Below are 18,116 nucleotides of genomic sequence, written 5' to 3' on the forward strand. Positions count from 1 at the left end.
CTCCCTAAATGTTATAAAATATCAACCAAATACCTTCCATCAATTAACGAAAACACTACTTTACATGGGAATAATCTTTCACCCATATTAGCCATTCCAACTACATTCATTGCCCATTCTCCATAATCCTCCGGCAACCTATAACATATCGGCTTATCATTTTCAGAGATTGTTACTAATGGAGTTCCATTCTGTGAAAATCCAACTGAAAGAACATAGAATTCATTCTTTCTACTGTATAAGGGCAACATAGGTTGATTACTAATATCCTTATAAACTATTGCACCTCTTTGATTGTAAAAATAATTTTTGTCATCTTCTAATATAGGATAAATCGGCAATTTATTTCTCATTATTTCGTAACGTTTGTTCAAACTCTCGCAAACAAAGGCATTATAATACTCTGGTTGCATTTCTATATTCCTTTTACGAATCTCATCTGCATCTGAAAAATGATTCATAAATTGAAGAAGTGCTACAAAAGACACTAAATCATCCGAATATATTCCAGAAAAAGTTTTATACCAATATTTATTATTCTCACAAATTGCCAGATATAATTTCTTATACAAATCAAGTTGCCTTTGATTCACTGCAAACCAGCCAGAATCCAAAAGAGTCCTCTTAATTTTCCCTTCTTTATAATTTCCGGTTAATGATATCTTCAATGATTGCATCAAGCGAGATATTAATCCAACAAGCATATCCGCCATTCTGATTCCAACATAATCCTTAGAATCTTCTTCGGTGACATTTTCAAGACCTACATCTATTGCAGAATTCAATGTATGAGATTCTTTCCCTTCTCGGTCAATCATCAACTGATATTCATAAATATTCATCTCTGTCAATAACTTCTTAAATCCATCAAAAGGTGCAAAATAGGACCAATCTAATGTTTCGGGTACCTCTGTGTCCTCAAGCAGTATAAGTACTTCTTCAAAAGCTTGATTCTCACATTCTTTCAAAGTATTATTAGCTTGATTATTAATAATCCTATCTTCTAAAAAAGACCGTAGTTCTTTAACAAATATTTGTGGTTCTTTATAGATTGCTTCTATCACCTTTTGTGGTCGATATATATTGATAGCCTTAATTATTGAGTATTTCATGTAATCAACATCAATAAACATAGAACTGTGATAATTTACAAATAATTGGTTAATAACATATTCTATTTTGCTGAACACAGAGAAATATATAACTATTTTATCATCAAGCAATGATACAAGGTCTTCATAAAACTCAATAGTATGATTATTAAGAGACGCAAACCCCAGCCTAAAATCTTTTGCTTTCATAGTCTGGCTTTTTAGTTCTCCGTCTTTTTTTCTATAAGTATACTTCGATTCAAAAGCAAGATATCTGTCAGAAATACATTCATTTTCTTCTGCATTCCACCCTACAATTCCAGTTATAAAATTATCACAGTAATTATTCGCAGTAACAGTCTCATAATTAATTTTTCTACTATGCTCTGTTTCATCATAGAAAAACATGTATTTCATATTCAGCACCTCCCTACTGATTATTTTTTGAATCACCATACTTCGACGAATCTTCCGCAACCATCATCACCTTATACTCTGGCTTATACTCATAAATTTTCCCAGAAGTAGATGCTTCATTTCCTATACCTTCTGTTCCAGAATACTCCTCAAAATTCTCCACCTGTTCCATAACTTTGTTAAATACTTCCGGACTATACTGTGGCGGATAACCATTCTTCACCAAGCATATTTTAATTTCCAATTTCAATCCATTTCTTACATTTTGGTTATTGAGCCAGTCGGCAAACGAAGACTTTGTATCAATAATATCTTTTATTTTCTTTGCTAAAGCTTTACATTTATCATTGACTATAACACCATCCACTTCTTTATCTGTTCCATATTCAAAGTTATATTGGTCACACAAAGAAATCAAAATATCATAGAATGCTTTTTCCTCAAATGTTAAGCCAATTTTTCGAAAACTCTCCCTATTTTCGTTCATCTGACGAAGAATAGCTAAAGCCTGTTCCGTTGCAATCTTAATGATATCCTCTGATGCCTGTTCCTGTGCTTCACCAGCTTCTTCAGCAGTAAGATGTTTACGTCTTTCATGATATTCTGCAATCGTCTTTTCCAACATTTCCTGATATGATTTTGCAGCTAACTGATTAACTTTTCCATATTCCTTAATTTGTTTACGGAGCATTTTCACAAGAAGTTCCAATTTAGTTGCCGGCATTTTGACATCAGATAATTTTTCAAAATATTCCGGTGAAAAAATATCTTCTTCCTCTCCGCTTTCAAGAACACTTTCCACCTGATTATATTTTAATGCTTCTTCAACCATCTTTGAAACTGCACGATTCATCGTATCAGTGTCTACTTCACTTGTTCCGCTCATCTTACGAACAAAACCTGCTATAGCCATAAAGCATTGTGCAAGTGCAGATTCTTCTTCCCCAAGATAACCGGAAGGCTGACAAATATCAAAAGCTGCCCTCATTCGTTTTACTGTCTTTAAAAAGTAGGTTTTGAAAGATACTTTCTGAACACCTTTATTTCCTTCCAACTGTAATTCTTCTGTTGATACAAATACATATTCCGCTGCTTTTGCAAGGAGTCTGTATCGTTCTATCGGATCACATTCCGAATTTAAAAATGGTGATAAATCATAACCTGTGAACATGTTTTTCAACACTTCTAGTTCTTCTCTAAACACTGATGTAGCCTGCTCAACATCATCGGATGTCGGTGCAACAGATGTATCTCCTCCATATACCTTCATGGCTTCACGCATGTTGTCGCGAATACCAATATAGTCGATAACCATACCATATTCTTTCCCCGGATATTTTCTGTTTACACGGCTTATTGTCTGTATCAGCAAATGCTTTTTGAGAGGTTTATCATTATATAAATATGTAAGGCAAGGAACATCAAAGCCCGTAATCCACATATCTACAACAATGACAATACTGAAATTTGATTTTTCCTGTTTAAAAGCAGCATCCAATTCTTCTGAACGCTTATCATTTTTAACTCCGCCAAGATAATCATACATATCTTTTTCATCATTACTGCCGACACTAGATACCATTGCCATAAATGGCATCGGTTTCAATTCTTTCAGTTCCTCTTCTGTTACAGAAACCCCATCAGGTGATTTCTTTTCCTCAAACCATTCCGAGTATTTATCCTTAAACTTCTGTAATAATGCATAAGCAATCTTTCTATTAGAACATACAACCATTGCTTTTTGTATTCTATCCGGATCACCTGCACAAGACGCAACATAATGGTTGTGGATATCTGTAGCAAGACGCTCAAGTCTGGAAGGCTCACCAAGAATTATTTCCATGGAGCTCATTGCTTTCTTACTTGCTTCGATATCCTCATATATTGCACCATCATCTGCACATTTTTTATAATAATTCTCAATTTCTTTTACTTTTTTATTATCAAGCAATACCTTTGCAATACGCGGATGATACTTAATGGAAACAGTAAGCCCATCTGCAACTGCCTGATCCATTGTATATCGGTCAATTTCATCACCAAAGGTCTGATAAGTTTCCGCAATAGGCGTTCCGGTAAAACCAACGAAAGTAGCATGTGGAAATGCTTCCTTCAATACTTTTGCATATGGTTTTGAAACCATAGCTTTCATATTTTCATCGGCATCTTTACTAAACTGAATTTTCTTAGAATGTTCAAGCTGTGTTCTGTGAGCCTCGTCTGAAAAACATATAATATTCTGCCTATCATTGATAAGTCCGATTTTGTCATCTTCCCTATCGCAGAATTTCTGAATGGTACAAATATAAAAACCACCACTTTGTCTTGCACCAAGTTCCTGCCTTAATTGTGTTCTGTTTTTTACAACAGATACTTCTCCCAGATTAAGAAACTCTTTACTCTTTGTAAAAAGCTTTGAACCTTGTTTTTGCAGTTCATCTCTGTCAACAATTAATATAATTGTTGGTGAACCGATTTCCGGAATATCAGTACAACGAAGTGCAAGCTGACGTGCGAGAAAAGCCATCGTATATGTTTTTCCACATCCAGTTGCTCCAAAATATGTACCACCTTTACCACTCCTCGTAACAACAGAATTTACAATACTTTGTTTTAAAAGTTTTGCTGCAAAGAACTGAGGATATCGGCATACGATTTCTACTTCATCACTGTCGTAAATACTATCTTGGAAATAGATATAGTCCCTAAAAATCTCCACGAACCGCTCTGGTGTATAAACACCCTTTATCATAGTTTCTGTTTCTGCAAAAGGAAGAGTGGATACAACATCTCCTTCGTTTACTCTACGCCAAGCATAAAAATGCTCGTAAGGTGTACGTACTGTACCTAATCTTGTTTTCACACCATCTGAAATGCAAGCCAAAGGGCAATAATGTAAAAGGTGTGGAATATCTCTCCAGTATCGAATATTAATTTGTTCCCAAGCATCATAAATAGTCGCATTGGCATCAACGGGATTTTTAAGTTCAACGACACACAAGGGCATACCATTTACAAACAGAAGCACATCCGGTCTGCGATTTTCTTTTTGACCATTATTTGTATATTCTACTGTAAACTGATTCACTACACGGAAAATATTCTTATCCCAATTATCAAAATCAATAAGTGGTATCATTCTTGGCAATCCATCCTGCGTCGTAAACTGAACACCATTTACCATCCAGCCATATACTTTATGCAAAGTAGCAAAATCACTTTCCGCACCTACAAGACGAACATTATCATATATCTGTGTCACCTCGTCTTCTGTCAAATCCGGGTTGGTGTCTGCTATAAACTTCTTGAAATCATCAGCAATCAGTACATCTCTTTTTGTAATACGACGGATATTATTACCAGAAGAATACTTCCAACCTTCCGCTTCCAAAAAGCCAATGAAGGCATATTCATATTCTGATTCACAATAATGACCATTGTATTCTTTTAATCTTGCCATAGACTATGCCTCCTTTGCTTTTGTCGCCTCTTCTATTGAGCCTTTAATAAGAATTGGACAGATGTCTTTTATTTGTGCTTTGAGTTTTTCGTTAATCTCTTTTCGTATTGTGTATGCTTCATAGATACCAACTATGGATTTTTGAACGTCAATAGATGGAAGTGGCATTCGTACTTCTTTCATATCATCAAGGCTAAATGTTTCTCTTGCACTCCCCCACGAATGAAAACGGGCATAACGATCAAATTCTGTTCTGCAAAAAAATAAATACAAATATTTAGGAAGTAGTTTAGTATTATCAGTTTGTATTACAGTTGATATTGACGATACTAAATAGTTCTCTTCCGACTGATTCAAAGCTATCGACATTTTATCTGCTCTTCGTGAAGTGTCAGAAATAAAAGCAATCATTCCAGGCTCTACTACCTTGTAATTTTCTAGAGAAACTCCCTCCATATTAGCTTTAGTATTGATGAATTCTTTACTTGTGGCTATACCTCGTACAGAATCCAACTTGAGATTACCAATATTTTTTTGATTGACCTCTTCTATATAGAAACCAATTGCTTCACAAGGCATCTCTCGCCTCAAATCTTCAATATACGCATCACAAACAAGTTTTATATCATACAAACCACGCTCATAGCCTTTCTGATTTTCCAGCATAGCATTATAGATATCTACATAATTTTGTTGAATTGATAGTGGCGGCAGTTCAAGTTCAATATCACAAAACACATCCCAATCCAGATTTGAACGAATACTTCCATCACTACAAAAAGCACCATATCTATCCTTTTCCTTAGAAAGAAATTTCATAAAGAAATACAACGGATTAACGATATCTGTCGCAACAACTTCAAACGTTGTATATGCAGGAGATACCAATATCGGAACATCTTTGTTGTACATACTTACTCTAATGCATTCATCTCGACCTGTTTGCATCCCGCTATAAACAAAACGATTCTTTCTAACCACTTTATACTTAGTTTCATCTAAACCTTCAGTATTTGCAACAGTAGGCATAAACTCTTTATTAATATTGATTCCAAAAAAATCTCTAATACCAAGATTGTTTCTTTCATCAACTATTTCTATCAATTCTCCGATTTTATATTTAGTCAATCCCATATCCAATCCCCCTAAATGCTTCTTCCAGCATCTGCTGGGATTTCTTTTCCTGCATCATAATCTCTTTCATTTCAGATTGAATACGAACCATTTCTTTTTCATAATCAATTTCTAAATCATGATCAATAAACTCAATGTATTTGCTCGGTGTAAGAGCCCAGCCTTTATTTTCAATTTCATCTATACCAACACTGCGATAAAGTTCTGGTATTTCATAGTTTGTTCCGTCAATCCCCTCACATTGCCATGTGTGATAAATCTCTGCTGCCTTCTCAATTTGTTCTGTATCCAACCGAACTTTCTTTTTGCTCTCACCCTTAACAGAATTTTCTGTCCATTGGCGTAAATCCATAAAGAGCATCTCGTGCTCGCGGTTTCGGAGATTTCTTCTATGATATTTTCCGCCTTTTTTATTCTGATTCAGAATCCACAGAGTAACACTAATATCTGTAGTAATAAACAATTCTCTTGGCAGAACAACGATAGCCTCAATTTTATCATTCTGAATCAGTTCCTTACGTATTTCCAATGTATCGCTATCATTCAATGCACCATTTGCAAGAAGGAATCCCGCTACTCCATCAGTTTTCTTCAAATGTGAAAGTATATGCAAAATCCAGGCATAATTTGCGTTACTTTCAGGTGGCGTTTGATAGTCAGACCAACGAGGGTCATTTTTCAAATTGTCATTATACCAGCCTTTCAGATTAAAAGGTGGATTTGCCATAATATAGTTAAAGTGCAGCCCCTTGTGTAAATCATGTGTAAATGATGAATCTGCTTCTTCTCCTAAATTATGGCTTATTCCACGCAAAGCCAAATTCATTTTCGCAAGGCGATATGTAGCCGGTTCTTTTTCCTGACCATATATATTGATACCATTTAAGTTTCCCTGCTTTGACTTTACAAGTTCAGCACTCTGAATAAACATTCCTCCTGAACCACAGCAAGGATCATATAAGGTGCCATCATAAGGCTCAATCATCGTTGCAATAAGTTGAACTACGTCATGAGGTGTATAAAATTCTCCTTCCTCCTTTGTAGCATTTACTGCGAACTCCTTAAGAAAGTATTCGTATACACGACCAATAAGGTCTTTTTCCTCTCCAAATGTCTTATGACTGATTTTGTTCACTTCATCAACAATTTTCTTTATATCATTAGCTGCTAAATTGCGTGCTGTAAATGTTCCTTTAACAAAACAGCCTTTCAACTGTGGATCTTCTTCCTCAAGCCTTTGCAAAGCTGTATCAAGTGCAACATTAAGCTGTGGTGCCGGTGTACTGATAATAGTCGACCATCTTGCTTCTGGTGGTAAATTATATGTACCATCTGCAAAAGTAGCATCATCAAAGAATGCTGCTCTAATGTTCTCATCTTCCGGATCTAATCCCTGCTCTTTAAGTGTCTGTTTTAGATTTTCAATTCCATCCTCATACTTTTCGCCGATAAACCTCAAGAACACTAGAGCGTGTCTGAAAAATAAAAATTGCACAAAACGCATGTTTTATTTCCCTTTTTCATGATAAAATAAAGAAAAAGGGGTGTTCACTATGTTGAGACGATATGAGTTGACTGATGAAGAATGGCTTCGCATTGAACCTTTATTACCTCCTGAAAATACTGGAAAACAAGGACGTCCAAGGAAAGACAATCGTATCATTATGAATGGAATTGTATGGCTTGCACGTAGTGGGGCACCTTGGCGCGATCTTCCTGAACGTTATGGTTCATGGAAAACTGTCTATAGCCGATTCCGAAAATGGATCGATGATGGTATCCTTGATAATATTTTCCGTATTTTAAGTCTTGAAGCAGAATTGGAAGAATTATCCATTGATGCTTCTATTATCCAGGCGCACCAGCATAGTGCCGGTGCAAAAAAAGGGGGCCTTCAAATGAAATCGGGCATAGTCGTGGAGGAGCCAGCACCAAAATCCATGCGGTAGTAGATGCCTATGGATATCCAGTTTATTTAATGATCAGTGAGGGACAGCGTAATGATATCAATTATGCAATCCCTTTGCTCGATCAAATTGAAATAAACGGAAGCAATGTGTTAGCTGACCGAGGATATGACAGTAATAAATTGCTTGATTATGTGTACGCACGCGGTGGAGAGCCAACCATTCCATCCCGAAAGGGAGCTAAATTTGAACGTCATTGTGATTGGTGGTTATACAAAGAACGCCATTTAGTAGAAAAGTATTTTCTGAAATTAAAAGCATTCCGACGAATCGCTACACGTTATGACAAATTAGCTGCAACCTACTTGGGATTTATTTGTATCGCCTCAATATTAATTTGGTTAAAATAAACAATTTAAAATGTTTTTCAGACACGCTCTAGCGTAAGCATCATATCTCTTTTTTCAAAGAATGAGCCGGAGTTACGTGCCGCACGCAAATAATCTCTACAATTAAATAAAATATTATCTATGTTTAATGCCTTTTCAGTTGTTTTCTTCTTAGCCATATTACTTTTCTTCCCTTTCCTCGTCTGGAACAAATTCCATGATATCCTGTATCTCGCAATGCAATACTTTACATACTTTTTCCAAAACTTGTGTACTTACATGTTCATTCTTCCCTAGTTTCGCCAGTGCGTTTGTTGTAATTCCTGCCTGATCTCTAAGGTCAACTTTCATCATATTTTCATCTATTAATTTCTTCCATAATTTGTTGTATCTGATTGCCATTATTATCCCTTTCGTATCATTACAACTATTTATCATTTCTTTTCATTATATTATCAAATCCGATTTATTTCAATCTGAAATTGATTTTTTCAATCTCTAAATTATATATAAAGCGTGTTCTCATAAAAACATCATCAACAATTTTTTAATTCTTGTCCAGTACTCCCTTGATGCATCCAGTAACTTCACAGTCATTGGCTTCTTTAAGAATCTTCGTTCCACACACTCCCTGACCATCAAATCACCATTCTGTTTCTCACAGACAAAATCCGAGCTGTATTCCCCGGCTTCCAGACCGGACAGCATCACATTGCATTGAAATTCAATTATGCTGTCTTCCTTTCCCAGAAATGTTCCCAAATCTGACATTATCCTCCCAAAATCAGGATTATCACATCGTTTCTTTTCCCAAAACCGCATTCCGGAATCCCCAAAAGCCTGAAAAACGTTGATTTTACGCCAATCTTTTCCCAGAACCAGAATCCCAAAAACGGCTTTTTCCTTTTTCTCCACGTCCCTTCGCACACCCACTTTGCATTTTTTTAGCAAACTCACTTGTAAAAACTTCCCTTTCCTGCTCTTCCGGGATACTGCACTATTTTTACTTTTTTCTTTCTGCCTTTTTCTCCCGGCGATGCATACAACACCAGGTTCTTTTCAGGCATACTTTTGATAAGATTCTTTTGTAACTTTTCTCTCAGAACGGCTGGAAACAGCTTATTTACTGCATTTTCTCCAGATGTGGATTTCTTTAAGGTTTCTTTTTTTCTCTTCTTTCAGGACTGAAAAAGCCCTGCATCAGGATGGTCTCTGATGCAAGGCTTCTAATTTTTTTCTCTATGTTTTTGTGTCTTTTTTGATGTTTTCTCGGGTGCTCCGTATGGCTCGGATTTTCTGATTCTTACAAAGAAGATTATCAAAAAAGTGCCAAAGAGGAGTGCCAAAAAATATCAACTATTCAAACTCGCAAATAAAATCTTGACACTATACTTTTTAGTATTGGTATTATGGTTCTGTTTGGTTTTATATGTGTCCTACTGTCCTAAATCCATAGGCTGTACTGAACGGTGTTATCATTTTGTTATCAAATATATGTTATCATTTTCCTAAGACAATTTTTCAATATTTCTTTAAACAGATTTTATCCATATTTTAAAGTCTAAATTTAGATTTGTTTTATTATGTATATTTATAATTGCAATTATAATTCCTACTGGGGTTAAACTATAATCCCCTGGAATACTATTCATTGCTAATGGTAGTATTTCTTTAACCTTGCCTATATCCAAATTGTATCTTTTCGCATACACCTCGTCTGCATTTCCTAAAGAAATAGTTAATAATCTAAGCATATATAAAAAGGGGACACTGCTCTCTATCCCATTTGTAATTGGCATTTTTGAGCAAATATATTCACAATGTTCTTTAAGTAAATCAATAGAATTAATAGAATTCATCCTTATTTCTTTACATAAAAATATTAGCGAAAGATAATTTAAATGAACTTCTGATAGTGATTTTACAATTTCTACAGCTTCATCTAAAAGGATTTTCATATAGTAGTCATTATCATAATTTATTCTGTTAACAATAAGATCACTTAACAAATCATGTAATGTTTGAGTTCCAAATCGTGCATATTCCTGATGTGACTTATTTAAAATATATTGAATATCAGGATCTGAAAATTCAGAGAAATTTGTTTTCCCTTGTTTTTTTAGTTTATCTACTATATTTTTACACAATTCTTCTGCTCGCTCTTTAGCAATCTTCTTGGCTTCTTCTTGCAGTCTAGGAAAATTATCCATAAACAATTTTATAGCTAAATTACTCGCTTCTTCTGCTGTCATACCATAATAATTATTTTGTTCCCCAATCTGTGTTGTATCAGATCCCAGTGCTGCTTTTTGTATTATTTTTGTTTCATCACTCACCGCTTTTCTCCTTCGTATAATAGTTATTTTGAATTCCTATTTGAGTACTTTTTGTACCATAATTAACTTGCTCTATCCTTGTCTGCTTTTTTTCTTGCTTTTTCTTACAAAATACTTTTCTTATTGCTGCAAATATCAATGTTACAATAGTTACTCCAATACCGCTAAAAAACCATTCCTTGTTTTCATTAACCCAAATTATTACTTTATCCATAATTATGCTTCCTCATGCACCGGCTTTTTAAGTATTATAAATCTTACTCAAAAATCCTTGTAATGTCCTGATACCTATTAATCACACGATAAATCTCTACATACTCTTTTCCTATCTTGTAGATAATCACATAATCTTCCCATATCGCATATTTATAGTCCGTCCGAAAGCTGACTCGTTTTGAAAGATCTGACCCCATTCCAGGAAACATCTGAAGGTTTTCAAATTTACCGTAAATTTCCTTTATGGTCTTTGCTGCATATTCTTCGTTATCTTCAGCAATATAATCTCGGATGTTTTTCAAATCCTTTGCAACAATCGGATTGATCCGCAATTTTAACATCTTATTCCCCCACAAGTGCTTTCAGTTCGTCCAGATCCAGCCAACCTTCGCCATCTTTCACTGCTTCTTCAGCTTCCTGCAGCTTCAGGAGAAGCTTTTTCTCTGCACGATCACGCTCATAGTCTTCAATATCCATAACTACAAAACGTCCTCTGCCATTCTTTGTCAGATATACTGGTTCTCCTTTATGACAGTTCTTCAGAACTTCATTATAATTTCTCAAATCAGACACTGGTAAAATATTTGCCATATTTTTTCAGCTCCTTTCCTTGATAAAGCGGACATTCGCATTCGCTTCTCGCTCATGAGCACAACCTACTATGCAGTCCATATTCATATTGTTTCTGTTACTTTTATTATACACAAAAAGCTGTAAAATTCAACGTAGATTTTTACAGCTTTTCTATCTCTATATATTTTTACAACTTATTTTAAATGTTCCTCAAAAATTGATTCGAGTTCCTTATTCCCTCTCAAGAATTCATACTCTTTCTTATTTTCAATTTCCGAATACAATTCACGAACAAAATTTTTTCCAATTCCCGAAAAGGCTTTTCCCTGTGCAGTATCTTCATACCTGTAATACAAAGGAGATTGTGTCATATTCCAAGGCTTCTGTGATTCGCTTAATAATTGCTTAATTAATTGAACACATTTTTCTACGTTTTTTCGATATCCAGCAATCAGCAGATATGGCACTGTGTTGCCGTAATTCCATAGTCCAAACAGTGATATCATTTGATCTGTAACCTCAGCAATTTTCTCTGCTTTATCATGATTTCCTGTCTCTTCTTCCATTTCTATTAACTTATACAAGTAGCTTTGGACATTGATAACTGCCTGTAGCAATTTTCCCTCCAAGAATAACGCAGCAGTATCTGTTCCTTCCTGATGCGCTAGAGCGTGTCTGAAAAACATTTTAAATTGTTTATTTTAACCAAATTAATATTGAGGCGATACAAATAAATCCCAAGTAGGTTGCAGCTAATTTGTCATAACGTGTAGCGATTCGTCGGAATGCTTTTAATTTCAGAAAATACTTTTCTACTAAATGGCGTTCTTTGTATAACCACCAATCACAATGACGTTCAAATTTAGCTCCCTTTCGGGATGGAATGGTTGGCTCTCCACCGCGTGCGTACACATAATCAAGCAATTTATTACTGTCATATCCTCGGTCAGCTAACACATTGCTTCCGTTTATTTCAATTTGATCGAGCAAAGGGATTGCATAATTGATATCATTACGCTGTCCCTCACTGATCATTAAATAAACTGGATATCCATAGGCATCTACTACCGCATGGATTTTGGTGCTGGCTCCTCCACGACTATGCCCGATTTCATTTGAAGGCCCCCTTTTTTTGCACCGGCACTATGCTGGTGCGCCTGGATAATAGAAGCATCAATGGATAATTCTTCCAATTCTGCTTCAAGACTTAAAATACGGAAAATATTATCAAGGATACCATCATCGATCCATTTTCGGAATCGGCTATAGACAGTTTTCCATGAACCATAACGTTCAGGAAGATCGCGCCAAGGTGCCCCACTACGTGCAAGCCATACAATTCCATTCATAATGATACGATTGTCTTTCCTTGGACGTCCTTGTTTTCCAGTATTTTCAGGAGGTAATAAAGGTTCAATGCGAAGCCATTCTTCATCAGTCAACTCATATCGTCTCAACATAGTGAACACCCCTTTTTCTTTATTTTATCATGAAAAAGGGAAATAAAACATGCGTTTTGTGCAATTTTTATTTTTCAGACACGCTCTAGTACACTTGTTTTCATAATCGTTGCATCAATTACAGTATCAGGAATTTTTTTCAAAAGGACATTTGCTTCTTCATATTTCTCCATTTGGACATATTTCGTTGCAAGTATAAAAACACTTGAATTTCTCACTCTTTCGTCCTGACTATCTGCTGTTCGTTCCAGCCACTCAATGATAGCTGTATTATATTCCATTCGTTCTTCGTCATTAAGATCTGACAAAGTCAAAGATGCGTTCAGAACAGTTGCGATCTTATAAATTAATAAGTCGCAATGAGGATACTCCTGTATTTTACGAGATGCCATCTCGAAAGCCTTTGTAAAGCTGTCCAATGAAACTTCCGAAAGTTCATTCACAAATAGTCCAATCTCTTTTTCGGTCAATTCTTCACGAAACGAAAACAATTCATTCATATCAATTTTCAATAATCGTGCCAAAGCTGGAAGTAATGAGATATCCGGATATGTATTTCCCTTTTCCCATTTATTTACCGCAGGAGTTGACACTCCCAGATAATTTGCCACCTGTTCTTGTGTTAATCCCACAGTTTTTCTATAGTTTTTTATCTGTTCACCAATACGCATTGTTCTCACCTCCTGTTCTCGCTATAATTATATCGTTACTAGTTCATGTTTACAATTGAGCCTTTGTTTAATTATCATTCTGTTTTTTTAACTTCTAATTAATTTTTATCTCATGTCTTTACCATCTATTCTTACACATAAATTATTTCTCTCATCACAATTTCTTCCGCGCTGGCTTTGACATTATTCATCAATCTAACCCACCTCATCTGATCCTGCCTCTTTAAGTTTTCATTTACACCCTGTTTTTCTACCATCTGTTTCATTAACACTTCTACCTGCTCTGTTGCTTCCTGGTCAATCTGATTCAGATGTGCTGTCAGCTTGCCAGATAATAACAAGTTTTGATACCGTATTGGTCTATGTTCTTTCAAAAACTGTTTCCGTAACATTCCATATTTTCCATATGTCGGTTCTTCTTCATTCAATACCAGATCCGGCAAATAATAATTTCCACACAGGGTATAGCTTAATCCATTCTTTTCATCATAAATGTGTTTTTCCATGATTTTATCTCTCCATTTCTCTATTTTTTGATTTATTTTTCTTACGCTGCTGATTCTCCATCTCACTCTTTTTTATTCCCCAGGCTAATCTTTCATGAATACTTCCCTTCGGCATTTGTTCCATCCGCTGCTTTTCTTCCAGAGCTTTCTCATTGCGAATATCCTGCTGTACTGCCGCATCTACCGTCTCTATTCCCAGAACACGCACAACACGATCATACCTATCAGAAACGCCTTGCATTATATTCTTTTCTTCTGATAATTTATGATTTTCTTTACGCATATCATCCAACTCCTTCTGAATACCGTTATATTTTTGTTTCAGCTTTTGATATTTGCTCTTCCAATTTTCCACCTCTTTTGTAAGTTCTTTAACCTGTGCAGCCATTGCCCCAACCTTATTTTTTATCTGAAGAAACAGCGGTTTGATTTTTTTGTCCCGGTAAGTCGCTGCCCGTTCCAACGTGCCAGCTTCCGGTAACAACATTTTAACTGTATGTACCACAACGCAGACCGACGCAGGACGATAGGCAAGATCACCGCAGCCATGCCGGGTATGGACGGGGATATGTGGACGCTGGCCCAGCAGACCCTTTCCAAGCTGAAACGTATGACGGATTCTGACTATGACAGCCAGAAATTCTATTTCACAGACGAGAACGAATAAATAACAGCAGACGCCGGGCGCGGCGGCCATGTGGCCGCTTGCGTCCGGCGTCTTTTCTTTTTGCCTGTTCCTACGCATTTAGAACCCAGTATTGACGGGGATAGGATAAAGTATTCGCCCACCTCTGCAAACGTGCGGGAGAAGCCTTGAAACTGGCGGTTATCAGCCCCGAAAGGCGTAGGTTACAGTCATTATTAGCCCCCGAAATAGGTACAGACGCGCAGCGGGTGTATCTGTTTCGGGGGTGTACAGGTGATAGCCGCAAAGCGGCGTAAGAGGGTGCAGCCCTCTTGATCGTTATTCTTGTTCCAGCGGGAAGCTCGGCAACGGCGGCTTTGATTGTTTCATAGTCCAGCAGCTTTTCTTGTCCGTCCATCCTGATACCCCCGTCAGATTGATTTTTTCCATGATACCATATCTGGGAGTATGGAGCCAGAGAAACCGGCGATTTTCTGCTGGTAAATTCTACGCATTTAGAGCGGCACTATGGCGGGGATAGAATAAAACACTCACATACCCCGCCGACTATGCGGGAAAAGCCTTGAAATATAGGGCTTTTTAAGGCCCTAAATGCGTAGGTTGGTGCTTTGTTGCGATATGCTCCACGGTTACGGTGTATTGTTCATATTCTGTTTTCGGGAATCTTTATGAAATCTTCAAAATTGCCCGGTATGCTATCCGTAAAATCAAAGAAAGGACTTGATTATATGGATATGATTTTGAAAACGACTGACCTCTGCAAAAATTTCAAGGGGCAAATGGCGGTAAACAATGTGTCACTGAACATCCGGCGCAACTCGGTTTATGGTCTGCTGGGGCCGAATGGGGCTGGCAAATCCACGATCTTAAAAATGCTCACCGGCATTTTGCGCCCCACATCGGGAAGCATCGAGTTTGACGGCCACCCGTGGAAGCGGAATGATCTGGAGCATATCGGTGCTTTGATTGAGATGCCCCCGCTTTACGAAAATCTGACTGCATACGAAAATCTCAAAGTCAGAACTACATTGCTCGGCCTGGACGATGCACGAATTAACGAGGTATTGCAAATTGTCCAGCTCACGAATACCGGCAAGAAACGGGCCGGGCAGTTTTCTCTTGGTATGAAGCAGCGGCTTGGTATTGCTATTGCATTGCTGAACAGTCCCCAGCTTTTGATTCTGGATGAACCGACTAACGGCCTTGACCCTTTAGGGATTGAGGAACTTCGAGAGTTAATTCGCTCTTTTCCCTGCAAAGGGATTACAGTTATTTTGTCCAGCCATATTCTGTCAGAAGTCCAGCAGATTGCAGATCATGTGGGTATCATTGCTGGCGGCGTCCTTGGATATGAGGGAGAGCTTCGCGCCGGTGAAGATTTGGAACAACTCTTTATGGATGTTATTCGCAGAAATGGTAAGGAGGGATATTAAATGGAGATGGCATATATTCAGGCAGAGAACCTAAAGCATAAGAGAACTTTCACAAAAACGCTGATCGTTCTGGCCCCGTTTGTAACTGCGCTTATGAACTTTTTTGCCCCTCTTTGGTTCCAGCTCAATTCTTATAATTGGTGGTATAACCTGCTTTATCCTGGATTCCTTACGCTCACCTGTGCCTTGATTGAACAGCGGGATAATGGCAAACTAAAATATCGTGCCGTTGCTTCATTGCCTGTTTCGCAGAACAAAGTCTGGAAAGCAAAAATTGGAGTGGCCGGTATTTACTCCTGTGTGGGGAATTTCATTTTCCTGGCGCTAAATCTGTTGGGCGGTTTTGCAATATTAGTTATCAACGAAATTCCCCTGACAATCGGAATTTGGCAGGCTGCGGCCGGAACAGCTTGTATTGTCATTGCAAGCCTATGGGAAGTTCCGCTGTGCTTATGGTTATCAAAAAAAGTTGGTATCTTTGTCACGGTTATTCTTAATGCCGGACTTGGAAGCGTTTTAGGGATTTTCACGGCTACAACCTCTTTGTGGATGATCTGCCCGTATAGCTGGGTGCCGCATCTTATGATTTCCGTGTTAGGTATTTTGCCTAATGGTGAGCCGGTTGCAGATCAGAGTACGGCAATGGCATTTTGGATGATTATACTTGTATTGGTCATTTCGCTGGCCTGGTTTGCGGCGCTGTCATTTTTAACTGCAAGATGGTTTGAGAAAAAGGAGGTGGGGTAACTATGGTATCTGTGGTTCGCTGCTGGAAAGCAGAATATCAGAAGTGTAAACATAGCATTTTGCTCTATATGCACAGCATGATTCCGATTATATGTGCGGCGATTTTTGCGGGTTACTATCATATATCCAGATGGGAACTGGCAACCAAAATCAGTGCCTATCTGGAAGTGCTGGCCGTTGCGTTCCCGTTTCTGATCGGCATTATTGTGGGCCTGGTTGTTCAGATTGAAAATCAGGCCGGGCATTATCAGCTTTTGTTGGGAACAATCCCATCTCGCATGGCAACGTATATTGGTAAACTTGGTTTTCTGATGATCTGTGCTTTTGGCGCAACATTTTTAGCGTTAGGAACATTCGCTGCACTATATAGGGATGCTCCGGCAAGCCTTTACCTGAAAGCAGGGATTCTATTGTTGATTACCATGCTTCCCATTTACCTGATTCATTTGTTTGTGGGAATGAGCTTCGGAAAAGGTGCATCTATGGGATTGGGAATTGCAGGGAGTTTAATAGCTGCCCTTATGATAACAGGGCTTGGTGACGCTACATGGAAATATATTCCCTGGGCCTGGGGCGTTCGTGCTATGGATTACACTGTGCTTGCATGGGATAGCCCCCAACTGTATGCACAGGTAAAAACCGATTTTTTCAGCGGTATGATTATTTCTGTATGCTGCACTGTTTGTCTGCTGATTGCCAGTTTGGTTTGGTTTCATGGTTGGGAGGGAGGTAAAAACAGTGAATAAAAAGTGCCTGTTTGCCGTGGTAATTGTGCTTGTAAGTCTTATATGCTTATCGGCCTGCGGTGCGCTCCGCGATACCGCCGATAAAAATAAGGCGTTAAATGAATCTCTGCCGTATTATGAGCTGAACGCCGCAAACTATGATGAAATTTCATATAACGGCCTGACATATACCATAACGGATGAATGTCTTGAAATGTCAGAACTGCAAGAAGAAATCGGGCAGGTATCGAAACGCTTCAAAAATGTGGCGGGGGAAGATTTCAGTTTCGGCTACGTTTACAGTATTGTGGATGTGGATATAAGCAATGCCGTAGCTGTAAATATCAACAATGAATATCGGAAAGCTGACATTAAAAATAATGATGAGTAACCTCGACAATGTGG

Annotated in this window: 20 protein-coding genes and 2 pseudogenes; 6 read left to right on the forward strand and 16 right to left on the reverse strand. The window is 37.5% G+C overall.

Translation table 11 applies throughout. The annotated features are described in order from the left end of the window. Nucleotides 1-11: 11 nt before the first annotated feature. From NQ550_RS19575 to NQ550_RS19590, 4 genes are read right to left on the reverse strand one after another with little or no spacing between them, the layout of a single operon-like run. A complete protein-coding gene (locus NQ550_RS19575; protein ID WP_025580690.1) occupies nt 12-1,508 on the reverse strand; it encodes a DUF3800 domain-containing protein in 1,497 nt (498 codons plus the stop codon). Nucleotides 1,509-1,521: 13 nt separating this feature from the next. Further along, nucleotides 1,522-4,968 carry a type I restriction endonuclease subunit R gene (locus NQ550_RS19580; protein ID WP_025580689.1) on the reverse strand — a complete coding sequence of 1,149 codons (3,447 nt, stop codon included), beginning with the start codon at nt 4,966-4,968 and terminating at the stop codon, nt 1,522-1,524. A gap of 3 nt (nt 4,969-4,971) precedes the next feature. Next, on the reverse strand, nt 4,972-6,102 hold the full coding sequence (locus NQ550_RS19585; RefSeq protein WP_025580688.1) for a restriction endonuclease subunit S: 1,131 nt from the start codon (nt 6,100-6,102) through the stop codon (nt 4,972-4,974). Further along, on the reverse strand, nt 6,089-7,606 hold the full coding sequence (locus NQ550_RS19590; RefSeq protein ID WP_025580686.1) for an N-6 DNA methylase: 1,518 nt from the start codon (nt 7,604-7,606) through the stop codon (nt 6,089-6,091). Before NQ550_RS19590 ends, NQ550_RS19585 begins: the two co-directional genes overlap by 14 nt. A gap of 49 nt (nt 7,607-7,655) precedes the next feature. Here NQ550_RS19590 and NQ550_RS19595 point away from each other — a divergent pair. Next, nucleotides 7,656-8,419, forward strand: a pseudogene (locus tag NQ550_RS19595) (IS5 family transposase). 17 nt (nt 8,420-8,436) lie between these two features. Here NQ550_RS19595 and NQ550_RS19600 read toward each other — a convergent pair. From NQ550_RS19600 to NQ550_RS19655, 12 genes and pseudogenes are all read right to left on the reverse strand, one after another. After that, nucleotides 8,437-8,577: a hypothetical protein gene (locus tag NQ550_RS19600; protein ID WP_172730369.1), complete on the reverse strand. Its 141-nt coding sequence runs from the start codon at nt 8,575-8,577 to the stop codon at nt 8,437-8,439. A gap of 1 nt (nt 8,578) precedes the next feature. Further along, nucleotides 8,579-8,800, reverse strand: coding sequence for a helix-turn-helix domain-containing protein (locus NQ550_RS19605; protein WP_015525478.1), 222 nt, complete (start codon nt 8,798-8,800; stop codon nt 8,579-8,581). A 120-nt stretch (nt 8,801-8,920) separates the two neighbouring features. Beyond that, entirely contained in the window at nt 8,921-9,313 is a 393-nt protein-coding gene (locus NQ550_RS19610; protein ID WP_205163130.1) for a hypothetical protein, read from the reverse strand. Between the two features lie 617 nt (nt 9,314-9,930). After that, entirely contained in the window at nt 9,931-10,734 is an 804-nt protein-coding gene (locus tag NQ550_RS19615) for an LPO_1073/Vpar_1526 family protein (protein ID WP_025581300.1), read from the reverse strand. Next, nucleotides 10,727-10,948 (reverse strand): hypothetical protein, encoded by a 222-nt coding sequence (locus NQ550_RS19620; RefSeq protein WP_025581299.1) that lies wholly within the window; start codon nt 10,946-10,948, stop codon nt 10,727-10,729. Before NQ550_RS19620 ends, NQ550_RS19615 begins: the two co-directional genes overlap by 8 nt. A 43-nt stretch (nt 10,949-10,991) precedes the next feature. Then, nucleotides 10,992-11,291 carry a type II toxin-antitoxin system RelE/ParE family toxin gene (locus NQ550_RS19625; protein WP_025581298.1) on the reverse strand — a complete coding sequence of 100 codons (300 nt, stop codon included), beginning with the start codon at nt 11,289-11,291 and terminating at the stop codon, nt 10,992-10,994. A gap of 1 nt (nt 11,292) precedes the next feature. Then, nucleotides 11,293-11,541 carry a type II toxin-antitoxin system prevent-host-death family antitoxin gene (locus NQ550_RS19630; protein ID WP_021905858.1) on the reverse strand — a complete coding sequence of 83 codons (249 nt, stop codon included), beginning with the start codon at nt 11,539-11,541 and terminating at the stop codon, nt 11,293-11,295. 176 nt (nt 11,542-11,717) lie between these two features. Next, a complete protein-coding gene (locus NQ550_RS19635) occupies nt 11,718-12,209 on the reverse strand; it encodes a hypothetical protein (RefSeq protein WP_259838574.1) in 492 nt (163 codons plus the stop codon). 10 nt (nt 12,210-12,219) lie between these two features. Next, nucleotides 12,220-12,983: pseudogene (locus tag NQ550_RS19640) on the reverse strand (IS5 family transposase). 74 nt (nt 12,984-13,057) lie between these two features. Beyond that, a complete protein-coding gene (locus tag NQ550_RS19645) occupies nt 13,058-13,654 on the reverse strand; it encodes a helix-turn-helix domain-containing protein (RefSeq protein WP_029677128.1) in 597 nt (198 codons plus the stop codon). Between the two features lie 131 nt (nt 13,655-13,785). After that, nucleotides 13,786-14,160: a TnpV protein gene (locus NQ550_RS19650; RefSeq protein WP_025580185.1), complete on the reverse strand. Its 375-nt coding sequence runs from the start codon at nt 14,158-14,160 to the stop codon at nt 13,786-13,788. A 4-nt stretch (nt 14,161-14,164) separates the two neighbouring features. Further along, on the reverse strand, nt 14,165-14,647 hold the full coding sequence (locus tag NQ550_RS19655) for a hypothetical protein (protein WP_044996722.1): 483 nt from the start codon (nt 14,645-14,647) through the stop codon (nt 14,165-14,167). Between the two features lie 9 nt (nt 14,648-14,656). Here NQ550_RS19655 and NQ550_RS19660 point away from each other — a divergent pair, with 9 nt between their 5' ends. From NQ550_RS19660 to NQ550_RS19680, 5 genes are all read left to right on the forward strand, one after another. Continuing rightward, the gene (locus NQ550_RS19660) at nt 14,657-14,827 is read left to right on the forward strand and encodes a transposon-transfer assisting family protein (RefSeq protein ID WP_081703285.1); all 171 of its coding nucleotides are present in this window, start codon (nt 14,657-14,659) and stop codon (nt 14,825-14,827) included. A gap of 707 nt (nt 14,828-15,534) precedes the next feature. After that, the gene (locus NQ550_RS19665; protein WP_025580190.1) at nt 15,535-16,239 is read left to right on the forward strand and encodes a lantibiotic protection ABC transporter ATP-binding protein; all 705 of its coding nucleotides are present in this window, start codon (nt 15,535-15,537) and stop codon (nt 16,237-16,239) included. Then, a complete protein-coding gene (locus NQ550_RS19670) occupies nt 16,240-16,986 on the forward strand; it encodes a lantibiotic immunity ABC transporter MutE/EpiE family permease subunit (RefSeq protein ID WP_025580191.1) in 747 nt (248 codons plus the stop codon). Nucleotides 16,987-16,988: 2 nt separating this feature from the next. Then, a complete protein-coding gene (locus NQ550_RS19675; protein ID WP_025580193.1) occupies nt 16,989-17,732 on the forward strand; it encodes a lantibiotic immunity ABC transporter MutG family permease subunit in 744 nt (247 codons plus the stop codon). Next, nucleotides 17,725-18,102: a NisI/SpaI family lantibiotic immunity lipoprotein gene (locus NQ550_RS19680; RefSeq protein WP_025580194.1), complete on the forward strand. Its 378-nt coding sequence runs from the start codon at nt 17,725-17,727 to the stop codon at nt 18,100-18,102. The genes NQ550_RS19675 and NQ550_RS19680 overlap by 8 nt, the downstream gene beginning before the upstream one ends. Nucleotides 18,103-18,116: the final 14 nt, after the last annotated feature.

The sequence above is a fragment of the Blautia wexlerae DSM 19850 genome (assembly GCF_025148125.1).
GTDB classification, from domain to species: domain Bacteria; phylum Bacillota; class Clostridia; order Lachnospirales; family Lachnospiraceae; genus Blautia_A; species Blautia_A wexlerae.